Here is a 15,170-nt window from a genome sequence, read left to right on the forward strand (position 1 = left end):
ATACCGCATAACTGTGGCTGGCGGAGGCCCATATTGTGGCGAATTCCCGTGAACCGTGTCTCGCGGGTCGCACGCGGCAAGGTTTTCTCGCAGCGGTGCGCTTTGCCGGCATATCCACGGGACCTGCCGAATTATCGTCAAAATTGTCTGTTCAACGGAAACAACCGGCCTGTTCAGGAGTCGTGAGTAGCATTTTGATGTCCGTTCTTTCCCCTCCCCGCCCCTGCGGGGCCATCCTCGACGCGCCCGACCGTGGGCGTGCCCCATGACCCGACGGATCTCGATCCTCGGCTGCGGGTTCGTGGCCGACCTCTACCTGCGCTCGCTGCAGGCAATGGAGGGCATCGAGGTCGTCGGCGTCTATGACCGCGATGCCACCCGGCTGGATCACTTCTGCGCCCATTGGGGCCTTCCGAAGAAGACCTCGCTGACCGCGTTTCTTGCCGATGCGCCAGAGGGCGGGGTGATCCTGAACCTCACCAACCCTTCGGCCCACTACGAGCTGAACCGCGCCTGTCTCGAGGCTGGGCATCACGTGTATTCGGAAAAACCGCTGGCGACGGATCTCGACGAGGCCAAGGCGCTCTGTGCGCTGGCCACCGAGCGCGGCCTGCTGCTGGCCTCGGCGCCTTGCTCGGTGCTGGGCGAGACGGCGCAGACCCTCGGCTACGCGCTGCGCAAGGGCATCGCCGGCACCCCTCGTGCGATCTATGCCGAGCTCGACGACGGCTTCGTGCCGCAAGCCGCCTATCGCAAGTGGCTCTCCGAGACCGGCGCGCCCTGGCCCTACGAGGACGAGTTCCGCACCGGCTGCACGCTCGAGCACGCGGGCTACTACCTGAGCTGGCTGATCTCGTGGTTCGGCTCGGTGCGCACGGTGGTCGCGGCCAGCGCCGAGACCATCCCCGACAAGACCGGCACCGGCCCGATGGCGCCCGACCTGAGCATTGCCACGCTGTTCTTCGAGACCGGCCCGGTGACGCGGCTGACCTGCTCGATCGTCGCGCCGCATGATCACTCGATCAGGATCATCGGTGACAGCGGCGTGCTGCGCTGCGACGCCGCGTGGGACAACAGCGCCAAGGTGACCTATGCCAAGCGCATGAACCTGCGCCGGAAACTGGTCGAGAGCCCCTTCCCACGCCGGGTGAAACTGGGGCGGCCGACCCACCCCAAGGTCAAGCGCTGGGGGGCCGCGGCGATGAACTTCATGCTGGGTCCGGCCGAGATGCTCGAAGCGCTTGAACAGGACCGCCCCTGCCGCCTGTCGACAGCGTTCGCCCTGCACATGACCGAGGTCACGCTGGCGATGCAGAACGCCGGCGAGACGAGCGGCGCCCAGCGCATGACCACGCGCTGCGATCCGATGGAGCCGATGCCATGGGCGAGGTGAAGGGCGAGGCGCGCCGCATCCTGATCACCGGCGCCGGCGGCTTCATCGGGCGCGCCACCGTGGCCGAGGCCCGCGCGCGCGGGCTCGACGTGGTGGCGCTGGTGCGCAAGAGCGTCGCCCCCGAATGGACCGACGATGACGGCGTGACCGTGGTGGAAGCGGATCTGTCTGAGCCGTCATCGCTGCTGCCCCTGCGCCGCGCGCTCAGGGGCTGCGACGCGGTGATCCACGCGGCAGCACATCTGGGCGGCGACGACGCGGCGATCGAGGCCGACACTCTGGCGGCCACCCGCCACCTGCTCGCAGCATTGCCCAAGGAGATCCGGCTGGTGCTCGTCAGCTCCATCGCGGTCTACGACATGAGCAAGCTCGCCCCGGGCGACGCGGTGACCGAGCGCAGCCCGCTCAACCGCCCGGGCCACGCACAGGACAGCTATGCCGAGTCGAAGCTGGCGCAGGAGGTGCTTTGTCAGGGCGCGCTGCAGCCGCTCTGGCTGATGCGGCCGGGCGCGGTCTGGGGACCGGGCCGGACGTGGCACGCGCTCAACGGCTTCTGGGCCGGGCCGCTGCAGGTCACGCTGGCCTCCGACGGCACGCTGCCGCTGGTTCACGTGAAACACGTGGCGCGCGCGCTGGTCTCGGCCGCCCTCACCGATCCGCAGGGCATGACCGCGCTCAACGTGATCGACGACGATCTGCCAACGCGGGCGCGGTTCGTCACCGCCCACCGCCAGGCGGCGGGCTGGCCCAGGGCCGCCATCGACGTGCCGTGGACGCTGTGGCTGACCCTCACGCGAACGCTGAAACGCTTCGAACGCCACCTGCCCGGCCTGCTGCGCGAGCCGGTACTGCGCGCCCGCATCATGCCGCTGCGCTGGCCCAACACCGCGCTTCGTGCGAGCCTTGGCGGCCATGACGACGCCGCCTTCGAGGCCCTGTTGCAGCACACGCTGGAGAGCGAGACATGAGCCTGCCCAAGCTCGCCTACCTGACCGGGGAATATCCCCGCGCCTCGGACACCTTCATCCAGCGCGAGGTGGCGGCGCTGCGCGATCTCGGCCACGAGGTGCTGACCTGCTCGATCCGCACCACCGGCGCCGAGCATCTGGTCGGCCCCGAACAGCGCGCAGAGCACGCGAGCACCTTCAAGGTCATCGGCGCGGCGAAGAACCCGCTGCGCCTGCTCAAGGCGCATCTCGGCTGCGCCCTGCGCCCCGGGCGCTACTTCGGCGCTCTGCGGCTGGCGTGGCGGACCGCGCCCAAGGGCTTCAAGGGTCGGCTCTACAACCTGATCTACTTCCTCGAGGCGGCGGTGCTGGCCGACCGCCTCAAGCGCGAAGGCGTCGCGCATCTGCACAACCACATCGCCAAGGCGTCCTGCACCGTGGCGATGCTGGCCAGCGAGCTCTCCGGCATCCCATACAGTTTCACCATCCACGGCCCCGACATCTTCTTCGAGCCGCATCACTGGCGCATCGACGAAAAGACCGCGCGGGCGCGCTTTGTCGCCTGCATCTCGGAATACTGCCGCTCGCAACTCATGTGCTTTGCCGACGCCGCGCATTGGGACAAGCTGCATATCGTGCATTGCGGCATCGACCCGGTACGCTATGACACCGCGCCGCATACCGGACAGACGCTGCTCTTCGTGGGCCGGCTGGCGGGCGTGAAGGGCGTGCCGATCCTGCTCGACGCGGTGGCCACGCTGAAGGCGCGCCACCCGCAACTGCGGCTTGCGCTGATCGGCGACGGCCCCGAGCGCGCGGCGCTGGAAGAACGGGCCAAGCCGCTGGGCGAGACGGTGGTGTTTCTCGGCTACCAAGGCCAGTCCGAGGTGGCCGAGGCGCTGGCGCAAAGCGATGTCTTCGTGCTGCCGAGCTTTGCCGAGGGCGTGCCGGTGGTGCTGATGGAGGCGATGGCGGCGGGCGTGCCGGTGGTCGCCACGCAGATCGCCGGCATCCCCGAGCTGGTGACGCAATGGGAGAACGGCGTGCTGGTGCCCCCGGGCGATGCGCCCGCGCTGGCGCAGGCCATCGAGCAGCTCCTTGCCAGCCCGGACCAGCGCCGCGTGATGGGCTCGGTGGGTCGCGCCACCGTCGAGTCCGAGTTCAACATCCATATCGAGGCCGCGCGGCTGTCGCATCTCTTCACCGCCTATGCCGAGGGCGACAGCCCGGCCAAGCGCGAGGTGCTGGAATGACCCCGGAGATGCCCCCGGTCGACGTGGTGCTGATCGGGCGCAACGAGGGCGCGCGGCTGGTGGCGGCGCTGGCCTCTGTGACCGGGCAGGCGCGGCAGGTGGTCTATGTCGACAGCGGCTCCACCGATGACAGCGTGGCCGCGGCGCGCAAGGCGGGCGCCACGGTGGTCGCGCTGGACCCCGCCACGCCCTTTACCGCCGCCCGCGCCCGCAATGCCGGGTTCGAGGCGCTCGGGGATCCACAATTCGTGCAGTTCATCGATGGCGACTGCACGCTGGTCGCAGGCTATCTTGACCGTGCCCGCGCTTTTCTCAGGTCCAATCCCCGGCTTGGCATGGTCACCGGCTGGCGCGCCGAGATCCACCGCGACGCCTCGCTCTACAACCAGCTCGCCGATTTCGAATGGCGCCGCCCGGCGGGCGAGATTCTTGCCTGTGGCGGCGACATGCTGGTCCGGGCCGAGGCCTTCCGCGCCGTGGGCGGCTTCGACCCGACCGTGATCGCCGCCGAGGATGACGAGTTCTGCACCCGGCTGCGCAAGGCCGGCTGGCGGCTCGAGCGCATCCCCGAAGAGATGACCCGCCACGACGCCGACACCCATCGCTTCGGCCAGTGGTGGACCCGCGCCGTGCGCACCGGCCACGGCTTTGCGCAGGTGGGTCACCTGCATCCCGAGTATTTCCGACGCGAGCGTCAGCGGGCACTGGTCTACGGGTTGGCGCTACCGCTCTTCATCCTGCTGGGCGCGCTGATCTGGTGGGGCTTTCCGGTGGCCGGGCTCTGCGTCTACGCGCTGAACTACCATCGCACCGCGCGCGGCCTGATCCGGGAGGGGCTGCCAAGGGGCGAGGCCTACCGGCACAGCGTCCTGCTGACGCTGTCGAAGATTCCGAACGTGATCGGCATGGCGACCTATCACTGGCGCCGCCGCCGCAACGCGCAGATGCGCATCATCGAGTACAAGTGAGGCACGTTTCCATGTCCGAACCTCTCCGCGTCGGCCTGATCGGGGCCGGCTATATCGCAACCTGGCACGCCGATGCGCTTGCCGCCACGCCCTCCGCCACCGTCGCGGCGGTCTGCGATTTGTCCGAGCCCGCCGCCCGCGGCATGGCCGAGGCCTATGGCGCCCAGCCCTTCACCAGCGTCGAGGCGCTGATCGAGAGCGGGCTCTGCGAGGCGGTGCACATCCTCACCCCGCCACAGCTTCACAAGCCGCTGGCGATCCAGTGCCTCGAGGCCGGGCTGCACGTGCTGGTCGAGAAGCCGGTGGCGGAAAGCGCCGAAGACACGCGCGAGATCCTTGCCGCCGCCCAGGCCGCAGACAAGCGCTTCCATGCCGGGCACAACTTCCTCGGCCTGCCTTCCTACGTGCGACTCAAGGAGATGATGCTGCATGGCGATCTGGGCCGAGTCTCGTCCTGCGAGATCAGCTATGCGCTACCACTGTCGCCGCTGCGCTCGGGCCCGTTCAACCTGTGGCTTCTGCGCGAGCCGAAAAACCTACTGCTCGAGGTCGGTCCGCACCTGATGGCCTTCGCCGTCGATCTCTTCGGCACGCCCGAGATCACCTTTGCCGAGGCCAGCAAGCCGGTCGACCTGCCCGGCAATGATCCGCGCCCGCAGGCCTTCCGCATCCTCGCCCGCGCCGGCGAGGTCGAGATCACCCTCACCGTCTCGCTGGTCGAGACGCAGGACGACCGCTCGGTGACGCTGCGCGGCTCCTCGGGGCGGGCGCGGCTCGACTTCGCCTCCGACGTGCTGATCCTCGAGCGCGAAAACAGTTCCGACCTGATCGTAAACCCGCTGCGCAAGCAGCTCGACCTCGGCTGGCAGCACCTGCGCGAGGGCAGCGTCAACGCCTGGCGGCAGGCGGTCTCGCTGAACCAGAAAGGTCCCTACGCGCTGAGCTTCCGCGGCATGGACGCGGCGCTTTACCAGGACATGAGCAAGGCGCAGGACGCCCGGTTCAGCGGCGAAAGCGCGGTCACGGTGATGCAGGCGCTCGACGACGCGCTGGCGCTGCTGCCACCCGAGACGCTGGCGGTGAAGGCCCCGGCGGTGCAGACCCGCCAGCCGAAACCCACGGCCATGGTGATCGGCGGCACCGGCTTCATCGGGCGCGCGCTGACCCGGCGGCTGGTGGCCGACGGCCATGACGTGCGGGTGCTCTCCCGCGGTCGCTCCGGCCCCTTCCCCGACCTGCCCGATCAGGTCGAGACGGTGGGCGTCTCGCTGCACGATCTCGACGGGCTCACGGAGGCGATGCAGGGCATCGACGTGGTCTTCAACCTCGCCAAGTCGATGGACAAGACGTGGTCCGAGGCGCTGATCAACGACGTGGGCGTCGCCACGCGCATCGGCATGGCCTGCGAAAAGGCCGGCGTAAAGCGTCTGGTCTACACCGGCACCATCGCGAGCTACGACATGTCGGATGGCAGCCAGACCATCACCGAGGACACGACCTTCCCCGACGACATGACCGACCGCAATCTCTATGCCCGCTCCAAGGCCGAGTGCGAGCGCCAGCTGATGAAGCTGCATCGCGAGCGCGGCCTGCCGCTGACCATCGCGCGGCCCGGCATCGTGGTGGGCCATGGCGGCCCGCTGCAGCATTGGGGCATCGGGCGCTGGCACGGTGCCGGCGCGGTGCGGATCTGGGGGCCGGGCGACAACATCCTGCCCTTCGTGCTGATTGACGACGTGGCCGACGGGCTGGTGCGGATGGCGGCGCGGCCCTCGGCGGTGGGGGAGAGCTTCAACCTGATCGGCGAGCCGATGCTCTCGGCGCGCGGCTATTTCGCGGCCATCCACGAGGCACTTGGCGCCCGCATCCGGGTGAGCAGCGGCAACCTCACCGCCTTCTACCTGTCGAACGCGGTGAAGTACGGGCTGAAGAAATACGCCCTGCGCAAGCACGGCGTGGTGCGCCCGTCGCTGGCTGACTGGAAGAGCAGGGCGCATTTCTCCCCCTTCGCCAACGACAAGCCGAAGGCGATGCTCGACTGGGTGCCCGAGACCGACCGCGCCGCCTTTGTCCGCAAGGCGATCACCGAGGCCAACCTGATCGGGTTCTAGGCTTCGGATCTGCGCTTCGCGCCTGTCGCCGGCGGCGGAACATGCATGTCACGGCGGATCTAGCGGAAGGCCGGCCCGTGCGCCCAGATGGTCATCGAGCGGCGCTCGCCGGCCTCGACCGGGGTCACCCGGTGCAACAGGTATGAGGGAAACAGCGTGGCGCTGCCCCGCGCGCGCTCGGCCTCGACGGTGTGCGCCGATGGCATCACCTCGAGCGCGCCGCCGCGATAGGCCCCGGGCTCGGAGAGCTGCACCACCATCGTCAGCTTGCGGCGCGCGGCAAGCCGGCCGTCGCCGACATCGGAATGCCAGCTGAAATGGCCCTGCCGCTCGGCCCCGTAACGCGCCACCTGCGCGCTCTCGTCGAAGGCATCAAGGTCGAAGCCATAGACCGCGCGGTTGGCCTGCCGCACCAGCTCGATGATCTTTTCCATCACCCACTCGGCGCCGGCGACGTCGTCGAGCCAGACCAGATCGGCGCGGCGCAGGTTGTGATCCTGATTGCGGCCCACGAGCCGTGCATCAGCGCTGTGCGCAGTGCGGGACAGGTCGATGATGCGGTCGCAGTCGATCTCGGAAAAGGCGGCGGGAATCCGGTGAACGGTGAGCATGGGCGGGGCCTTTGGCTGAACAAGCGCCTGCTCTAGCGCGCCGCCAGCCGCGATCTGCGCCATTCGCGACAGGACGGGCGAAATGCGACCTTTTCCTTCGTCCGCCGCAAGGCCATACCCACGGGCATGAGCAGATCCGACCTCGCCGCCTTCGAAGAGATGGCCCAGCGCGCCATCGAGAGTTTTCCCGAACCGTTCCGCAGGAGCGCGGCGGAGGTGCTCGTGGAGGTTGTCGACTGGCCGCCCGAAGACGTGCTGACCGAGATGGAGATCGACAACCCTCTCGAGCTGACGGGGCTTTACGAGGGCATCCCGCTGACCGAGCGCTCGGTGAGCGATCCCTCGCCCTGGCCGGACCGCGTCTGGCTGTTCCGCGAACCGATTCTCGCGGAATGGCGCGACCGCGGCGATATCGCGCTCGAGGATCTGGTGGTCCATGTCACCGTGCACGAGTTCGCGCATCACTTCGGCTGGTCCGACGACGATATCGCCACGATCGACCGGTGGTGGGAGTGAGCATTGGCCCGGGCAAAGCCCGGCAAAGGCTCTGGGGGAGCGTTTGAGGTGCGAGCGGGCGGAGCCCAGCGCCCGCGTCCCAGCGCGGGCGCGCCGTGCGCAGGGTCGGGTCGCGAAGCGATCCCGACCGCGGCACCCGGTGGCCACCGCGCGCCCATCCTTTAACCCTCGTGAAACTTTACCCTTGGTGTAACCCGCGCCCGGACCGCCACCTCAGCTCGGATCGCGCCAGCGGTTGACGATGGGATAGCGCCGGTCGAGCCAGAACGCCCGCTTAGACAGGCGCGCGCCGGGGGCCGACTGGAAGCGCTTGTATTCCGAGATGTAGAGCAGGTGCTCGACCTTCTTGGCATCGGCGCGGTCATAGCCCGCCGCGACGCAATCGGCGATCGAGCCGTCATCGTCGACAAGGATCTGCAGAATGCCGTCGAGCACCGGGTAGTCGGGCAGCGAGTCGCTGTCCTTCTGGTCGTCGCGCAGCTCGGCCGAGGGTGGCTTGGTGATGATGCGCTCGGGGATCGGCGCCGCCTCGGGGCCCATCATCCACGGCCGCGCATTGGCATTGCGCCAGCGGCAGATATCGAAGACGCGGGTCTTGTAGAGATCCTTGATCGGGTTGTAGCCGCCCGACATGTCACCGTAGATCGTGGCATAGCCCACCGCCACCTCGGACTTGTTGCCGGTGGTCAGCAGCATCTCTCCGAACTTGTTCGACATCGCCATCAGCAGCAACCCGCGCAGGCGCGACTGGATATTCTCCTCGGTGAGGTCGGCATCGCGGCCCTCGAAGAGCGGCGCAAGCGTCTCGGTGATGGCGTCGCGGCCCGGGGTAATCGGCACGAAATCGTAATGGCAGCCGAGGTTTTCTGCGCAGGCCTTGGCATCCTCGAGCGAATGCTCCGAGGTGTATTCCGACGGCAGCATCACGCAGCGCACGTTTTCGGCCCCCAGCGCATCCACAGCGATGGTCGCCACCAGCGCCGAGTCGACGCCGCCCGACATGCCCAAGAGCACCTTGCCGAAGCCGGTCTTGCGGCAATAGTCGCGCAGGGCCAGCACCATGGCGTGGTAATCCTGCTCCATTGCGTCGGGATGGGTGGTGAAATCGCCCTCGAGCGCACGCCAGCCATCCTCGGTGCGCTCGAGATCGACGTGCGCGATGGCCTCCTCGAAGACCGGAAGCTGCAGCGCCACCGCACCGTGCGGGTTCAGCACGAAGGAGCCGCCGTCGAAGATCTGGTCGTCCTGCCCGCCCACCATGTTGAGGTAGATCAGCGGCAGGCCGGTCTCGACCACGCGGGCGATCATCTTGTTGAGCCGGGTCTCGTACTTGTTGCGGAAATAGGGCGAGCCGTTGGGGACCAGCAGGAACTCGGCCCCGGTCTCGGCCAGCGTCTCGGCCACGTCCTCGTACCACGCGTCTTCGCAGATCGGCGAGCCGATGCGGGTGTTGCCCACCGCGTAGGGGCCGCCAATCGGGCCGCTGTCGAAGATCCGCAGCTCATCGAACACGTTGTAGTTCGGCAGGTGATGCTTGAAGACCTGCGTCACCATCTTGCCGCCGCGGCAGATGATGTAGGCGTTGTAGAGCTCGGTGCCCTCGACCCATGGGCACCCGATGCCGAGGCTCGGACCGTCGGCGCAGTCTTCCGCCAGCGCCTTGACCGCCGCCATGCAGTCGAGCGTGAAGGCGTGCTTCATCGGCAGGTCCTGCGCGTTGTAGCCGGCGATGAACATCTCGGGCAGCGCCACCATGTCGGCCCCGGCGGCCTTGGCCTGCTCCCAGGCGTCCTTCGCCTGCGCGGCGTTGCCGGCGAGGTCCCCCATGGTGGGGTTCAGCTGCGCGATGGTCAGGCGGAAGCGATCGGCCATGTGCCCTGTTCCTTTCAGTCACATCCTCGTGCCGACATAGCAGAACCACGCCGGAGGAAAAGCGGGCCGGGCAAAAGAGATTGTCACGTTGCAGGGGCTTGGATACGGTTCGGGCAGATCAAGGGGGCCATCCGGCAGGGTACGACACATGACACGCGCAGGCAGAAGACTCGCTGCCGTCGCCGCCATTCTGGCGTTCGCCGGAACCGCGCTGGCGCAGGACAGCGACGAGATCATCACCAAGCAGTTCGACGATGGCGGGGTCTACGAGGGCACCTTCCGCGACGGGCTGCGCCACGGCTCCGGCACCTACCGCCTGCCTAACGGATTCGAGTATTCCGGCGCTTGGGTCGAGGGCGAGATCACCGGCGAGGGCACCGCGCGCTATCCAAGCGGCGCGGTCTACGAGGGCCAGTTCGCCAAGGGCAAGCCCGAGGGCGTGGGCCGCATCGTGCTGGGTGACGGCAGCGTCTACGAGGGCTCGTGGCTCGACGGCAAGATCACCGGCAAGGGCGTGATCCGCTACGCCAACGGTGCCCGCTACGAAGGCTCGTTCCGCAATGCGCTGCACCACGGGCGCGGCGTGATGACCACGCCGGACGGCTATCGCTACGAGGGCGACTGGGTGAACGGAATCGAGGAAGGCAACGCCTCGATCACCTATCCCGACGGCTCGGTCTACGAGGGCCGCGTGGCCAACGGCAAGCGGTCCGGCCAGGGCACGCTGACGATGGCGGACGGGCTGGTCTACGAGGGCATGTGGCGCGACGGCCAGCAGGACGGTCAGGGCAAGCTCAGCCTGCCCAATGGCGATGTCTACGAGGGCGAGCTGGTCGATGGCCGCCGCGAGGGGCAGGGCAAGGAGACCTATGCCAACGGCGACGTGTACGAGGGCGAATTCAACAACGACCAGCGGCAGGGCTATGGCAGCTTCACCGGGGCCGACGGCTACCGGCTCGAGGGCAACTGGGTGGCGGGCCAGATCGAGGGGGACGGCCGCGTGACCTATCCCGACGGCTCGGTCTACGAAGGCGAGATCCGTGGCGACCTCGCCAACGGGCGCGGCAAGACCACCTATCCGGACGGCTCGACCTACGAGGGCGACTGGGTCGATGGCGTGATCGAGGGCAGCGGCCGGGCCACCTATCCCAACGGCGTGGTCTACGAGGGTGAGTTCAGCAACGCGCGCTACAACGGAACGGGCAAGATCACCTATCCTGACGGCTACACCTACGAGGGCGAATGGCAGGACAACCAGCGCCACGGCGAGGGCACGGCCACCTACGCCGACGGCGCGGTCTATACCGGCGATTTCCGCGAGGACCAGCGCCACGGGCAAGGCACCATCGTGATGCCCGACGGCTTCCGCTACGAGGGCCAGTGGATGAACGGCAGTTTCGAGGGCGAAGGCATTGCCACCTATGCCAACGGGGACGTCTACGAGGGCATGTTCAGGGACGGCAAGCGGCAGGGCGAAGGCGTTCTGCGCTATGCCACCGGCGAACAGGCCGAGGGCAACTGGATCAACGGCGTCCTGACCACGGCGACCCCGGTTCAGACCGATGCGCCGGACGAGACGGACGAGACCGAGGCCCCAGCGCCGAGCGACAACTGATCCCGAAGCGACGCCGGCCTAGCCACGGCAGCGTGGCACCCCCATGCGGATGAGATCCGCCCCGCTGAGCGTGACATAGCCGTGAGTGACAAAACGCGCCCGGCTCAGGAACCAATGGCGCAGCTCGGGCGGGTAATGTGCCGCCATGCGACGCGACCAGTAGTCGAACCGATCATAGCGGATCGGTTCGTAGAGATAGGTTGGACCGTGAAAGCCGAACGACGTTCCGGACCGCACGCAGACATTCCCAGCACCGAGATAGAGCGTGCAAGACGAGAGGCAGTAGTCGCCCCGGATCTCGACCCGCACCCCGCTGGCACGCAGCTGACGCACCTCGGCCAGCCGAGGTCGCAGCCGCCCGCCGCCGTCATCGCCCACCACCCGCACGGGCCCGGCATAGGCGCCGTGTTGCGGCGCGGCCTGCCCCGGCATCGCCGCGAGCAGGCCCGCAAGGAGCGTGAGAACGGATAGCATCGGGCCGAAGAGACCGGTCATGGCGGAGAATCCTTTGCGAGGGCGTCGCCAGAGATCTCCCGGATTCGGTTTAAGAACCGGTTGAGAGACGATTTTGCCGCGCTCCGGGACGGAAACCCCGACCACAGCCGCGCGCACATTGACGATCGCCGCGCAACGCGCACAAGCTGTCGGCATGAGCGAGACACTGACCGACACCGATCCCGCGGCGCCTCCGCAACGGGAAAAGCTCAGCCTGCATGACTGGCTGCACGCGCTCTGGGGCACGTGGCAGCGCATGGACGAGCGCAATCTCGGTCTGATCTCGGCCGGGGTGGCGTTCTACGCCTTCCTGTCGCTGTTTCCCGCCATCTCTGCGGTGATCGCGATCTGGGGCTACTGGGCCGATCCGGTGGCGATCTCCGAGCAGATGGAGCTGCTGCGCGAGATGATGCCCGAACAGGCCTATGTGCTGCTCGAGACCCAGATCACCCAGCTTATCTCGGCCAATCGCTCGACCCTGCAATGGGCCTCGATCATCTCGATCGTCGTGGCCCTCTGGTCATCGCGCGCCTCGATCGCCGCGCTGATCCGTGGGCTGAACGCGGTCAGCGAAGCGCCGCACCGCGAGAACGCCATCCGCCGCATCGCGGTGGCCTTCCTGCTCACGGTGCTGCTGGTCTTCACCGCGCTGGTCGCCTTTGCCGCCGTGGTGATCCTTCCGGCAGCGATCGCCTTCATCGGCCTGCCGATGCATGTGGAGATCGCCGTGAGCCTGGTCAAATGGCTGATCCTGCTGGCGGTGGTGTTCTTCGCCATCGCCCTGCTCTACCGCTACGGCCCCAACCGCCGCAGCCGACGCATGCGCTGGTTCACCCCCGGCGCGCTTCTGGCGCTGCTCTCCTGGGCGGCGGGATCGGTGGCGCTGACGATCTACATGCGCAACGTGGACCGCCTCAACGAGGTCTATGGCTCGCTCGGTGCGGTGGTGGCGCTGCTGCTGTGGTTCTATGTCAGCGCGCTGGTCACGTTGCTTGGCGCCCAGCTGAACGGCGAACTCGACAAGCGCCGCAAGAAAAACGCTGAAATTTCCTAGTCCTCGCGGAACAACCCCAGAGGGCCGGCGTTCTGTTCTCAAGGACGCCTGTTTCGTCCTGTCCCTTCGCGGGCCGTGTCCCTGTCCCGACTATCCCAAGCGGCCCGCACCTGTCCCCGCCCCGCTCTCCCCCCGGAGAGCGGGGTTTTTCTTTTCCCAATGCCCGGACACGAAAAAACCCGACGGGCAATGGCCCGACGGGTGAACCGTGGTCGCCGGTGAGGCCGTTTCAGGCCTGTCCGAAGATCGGCTTGGCGGACACGGAGGTGTCCCCCAGAATATCGAACAGGCGCAGCAGGATCAGCGTGACCGGGATGGCGACGATGCCACCCAGCGGGCCCCAGAACCAGAGCCAGAAGATCAGCGACACGAAGATCAGGAATGGGTTGATCTGCACATGCCGGCCGATCAGCGCCGGCGTCACGAACTGCGCCTCGGTCATGTTGCAGCACAGGTAGATCGCCATCGGCGCAAAGGTCATCAGGCCATCATAGTTGACCACACCCGCCAGCAGCAGCCCCGCAGCGAGGGCCGCCGGTCCGAGATAGAGCACGAAGTTCAGCAGCATCGCGGCGATGCCCCAGACCACCGCCCCGGGCAGGCCGAGCAACATCAGCGCGGTGCCAACGGCGATGCCAAGCCCGGCATTGACCACCGAGATGGCGGCAAAATACTTCGACACCATCGCCTCGGCATCGCAAAACCGCTCGAGCAGCTTGGGCGTATCCATGCCGGTGCCGATCTTGGCCGAAATGTATCGGTAGATCTCGTTGCGGGTGAGCAGGAAGAAAAACAGCCCGCCGAGGAAGATCAGCATCTGCGCGAGGATCTGCGGGGCCAGGAACATGGCATCCGTCAGGCCCGGGATGTCGGCGGCCTCCTTCTGCTCGCCACCGCTGCCAAGCGCCGCCTCGACCTCCTTGTTCATCTCGTCGAAGCCCTGGATCAGGCCCTGGTATTCGATGAACAGCTTGCGGATCTCGTACTTGATCGAGGGCAACCGGTCGATCAACGTGGTGATGTAGGGCTCGACCAGATAGGCGAGCGCGCCGATTGCAAAGAAGATGCCGATGATCAGCCCCATCGCCACCAGCCCGCGTGGCAGGCCCAGCCGTTCCAGCCGGTCCGCGAGCGGAGCAAAGATCACCCCGGTCACGATGGCCAGCGTCAGCGGCGCAAAGATGTCTTGGGCTACCTTGAGCCCAAATAGCAGCACGCCAGACGCCATGATCACCGTCGAGACGCGCAGCACGGTGTCGGAGACGATGGCTGGCCTTTTCATGCGAGGACAACTTCGGCTGACGGGCTTTGTTCCTTCAGGCTGACTGTATTTCGCGCTACATTGACGCGATACGATCTCGTCCTGCCCGCTGGAAGCGTCAGAAACGGCACGATGCCGGCAAAGCGCTGCCCCGGCGGGGAACCGCGGGCGCTGTCGAAGCGTTGGATGCGGCAACAGGAAGGGCCAGAAGGCATGGATGCGCAGAGTGGACACCAGCCGGTGGGCGAAATCGTCGACCGGCTTGATGCCGTCGTGAAGCGGGACAACGTCTCGCTGCGCGACCTGTTCGAGGAATTCGGCGAGAGCTCGTTCCTCCCCGCTCTGATGGTTCCGTCCCTGCTCGTGGTCTCGCCGCTTTCGGGAATTCCGCTTTTCTCATCGGTCTGCGGCCTGACCATCGCCTTCATCTCGGCCCAGATGCTGATCTCGCGCAAACACCTGTGGTTGCCCGACATGCTGATGAGGATGAAGATCGACGGACCGAAGGCGCGGACCGCGGTGCAGAAGATGCGAGGGGTCGGCGCCTGGATCGACCGGCACAGCCGTCACAGGCTTCCGGTCTTCCTGACGGCGCCAATGCGGAAATGGCTGCAACTGCTCTGCATGCTCTGTGGTTTCGCGATGCCGTTCCTCGAGATCGTGCCGTTCTCGTCGTCGCTGCTCGGCAGCGCCGTGACGTTGCTCGCCACCGCGATGCTGGCCCGAGACGGCCTGTTCGCCCTGCTTGGCAGCATCGCGATTGCCACGGCTGCGCTGGTTCCGGTCGGCGTGATCGGGGCGATCTAGAGACGAAGCTGCCAGAATAGAGACGCTTGGCAGCGTCAGACCAGCGCGACGATGTTCAGAACGAACACGGTGATGAAACCGACCCCGACCAGCCAAAGGAACAACCGTGTGGCGCGATTTCCGTCGCGGCGGTCCTGCGGCGTCTCCTCGCGGTGAACCGGTCGGTCGCTGGCACCCGCATCACCGGGGCCGGCGCGGACATCACGGGGACGGCTCGGGGGGTCTTTCATGTCGGCGTCTGGCTTGGTCATCCAATGGCCTCTTGAA

14 protein-coding genes are annotated in these 15,170 nt (G+C 67.2%); 9 read left to right on the plus strand and 5 right to left on the minus strand.

Translation table 11 applies throughout. The annotated features are described in order from the left end of the window. Nucleotides 1–265 precede the first annotated feature (265 nt). The 5 genes from R2601_RS06545 to R2601_RS06565 are packed head-to-tail and all read left to right on the plus strand — an operon-like array spanning nt 266 to nt 6,672. Nucleotides 266–1,393 carry a Gfo/Idh/MocA family protein gene (locus R2601_RS06545; RefSeq protein WP_007795423.1) on the plus strand — a complete coding sequence of 376 codons (1,128 nt, stop codon included), beginning with the start codon at nt 266–268 and terminating at the stop codon, nt 1,391–1,393. Continuing rightward, on the plus strand, nt 1,381–2,361 hold the full coding sequence (locus R2601_RS06550) for an NAD-dependent epimerase/dehydratase family protein (RefSeq protein WP_007795426.1): 981 nt from the start codon (nt 1,381–1,383) through the stop codon (nt 2,359–2,361). The genes R2601_RS06545 and R2601_RS06550 overlap by 13 nt, the downstream gene beginning before the upstream one ends. Then, the gene (locus tag R2601_RS06555; protein WP_007795429.1) at nt 2,358–3,593 is read left to right on the plus strand and encodes a glycosyltransferase family 4 protein; all 1,236 of its coding nucleotides are present in this window, start codon (nt 2,358–2,360) and stop codon (nt 3,591–3,593) included. Before R2601_RS06550 ends, R2601_RS06555 begins: the two co-directional genes overlap by 4 nt. 8 nt (nt 3,594–3,601) lie before the next feature. Next, nucleotides 3,602–4,561, plus strand: a complete 960-nt coding sequence (locus R2601_RS06560; RefSeq protein ID WP_007795434.1) for a glycosyltransferase family 2 protein — start codon at nt 3,602–3,604, stop codon at nt 4,559–4,561. Between the two features lie 11 nt (nt 4,562–4,572). Beyond that, nucleotides 4,573–6,672 (plus strand): NAD-dependent epimerase/dehydratase family protein, encoded by a 2,100-nt coding sequence (locus tag R2601_RS06565; protein ID WP_007795438.1) that lies wholly within the window; start codon nt 4,573–4,575, stop codon nt 6,670–6,672. Between the two features lie 59 nt (nt 6,673–6,731). Here the strand turns inward: R2601_RS06565 and R2601_RS06570 are convergent, their stop codons facing one another. Further along, nucleotides 6,732–7,283, minus strand: a complete 552-nt coding sequence (locus R2601_RS06570) for a 2OG-Fe(II) oxygenase (protein ID WP_040545188.1) — start codon at nt 7,281–7,283, stop codon at nt 6,732–6,734. A 126-nt stretch (nt 7,284–7,409) separates the two neighbouring features. Here R2601_RS06570 and R2601_RS06575 point away from each other — a divergent pair, with 126 nt between their 5' ends. Continuing rightward, nucleotides 7,410–7,799: a metallopeptidase family protein gene (locus tag R2601_RS06575; protein WP_007795443.1), complete on the plus strand. Its 390-nt coding sequence runs from the start codon at nt 7,410–7,412 to the stop codon at nt 7,797–7,799. 213 nt (nt 7,800–8,012) lie between these two features. On the opposite strand, the gene R2601_RS06580 is transcribed toward R2601_RS06575, so the two are convergent. After that, nucleotides 8,013–9,671: an NAD+ synthase gene (locus R2601_RS06580; RefSeq protein ID WP_007795445.1), complete on the minus strand. Its 1,659-nt coding sequence runs from the start codon at nt 9,669–9,671 to the stop codon at nt 8,013–8,015. 148 nt (nt 9,672–9,819) lie between these two features. Here R2601_RS06580 and R2601_RS06585 point away from each other — a divergent pair, with 148 nt between their 5' ends. After that, nucleotides 9,820–11,286: an MORN repeat-containing protein gene (locus R2601_RS06585; RefSeq protein WP_007795448.1), complete on the plus strand. Its 1,467-nt coding sequence runs from the start codon at nt 9,820–9,822 to the stop codon at nt 11,284–11,286. Between the two features lie 18 nt (nt 11,287–11,304). Here R2601_RS06585 and R2601_RS06590 read toward each other — a convergent pair whose 3' ends face one another. Beyond that, on the minus strand, nt 11,305–11,781 hold the full coding sequence (locus R2601_RS06590) for a hypothetical protein (RefSeq protein ID WP_007795452.1): 477 nt from the start codon (nt 11,779–11,781) through the stop codon (nt 11,305–11,307). A gap of 154 nt (nt 11,782–11,935) precedes the next feature. Between R2601_RS06590 and R2601_RS06595 the strand changes: the two genes are divergently transcribed. Continuing rightward, on the plus strand, nt 11,936–12,835 hold the full coding sequence (locus R2601_RS06595) for a YihY/virulence factor BrkB family protein (RefSeq protein ID WP_007795454.1): 900 nt from the start codon (nt 11,936–11,938) through the stop codon (nt 12,833–12,835). 229 nt (nt 12,836–13,064) lie between these two features. On the opposite strand, the gene R2601_RS06600 is transcribed toward R2601_RS06595, so the two are convergent. Further along, complete coding sequence (locus tag R2601_RS06600; protein WP_007795456.1) at nt 13,065–14,117, minus strand: AI-2E family transporter; 1,053 nt, start codon at nt 14,115–14,117, stop codon at nt 13,065–13,067. Nucleotides 14,118–14,309: 192 nt separating this feature from the next. Between R2601_RS06600 and R2601_RS06605 the strand changes: the two genes are divergently transcribed. Further along, entirely contained in the window at nt 14,310–14,903 is a 594-nt protein-coding gene (locus R2601_RS06605) for an exopolysaccharide biosynthesis protein (RefSeq protein ID WP_007795459.1), read from the plus strand. 35 nt (nt 14,904–14,938) lie between these two features. Here R2601_RS06605 and R2601_RS06610 read toward each other — a convergent pair whose 3' ends face one another. After that, entirely contained in the window at nt 14,939–15,154 is a 216-nt protein-coding gene (locus tag R2601_RS06610; RefSeq protein WP_007795462.1) for a hypothetical protein, read from the minus strand. Nucleotides 15,155–15,170 lie beyond the last annotated feature (16 nt).

The sequence above is a fragment of the Salipiger bermudensis HTCC2601 genome (assembly GCF_000153725.1).
In the GTDB taxonomy this organism is placed as follows: Bacteria; Pseudomonadota; Alphaproteobacteria; order Rhodobacterales; family Rhodobacteraceae; genus Salipiger; species Salipiger bermudensis.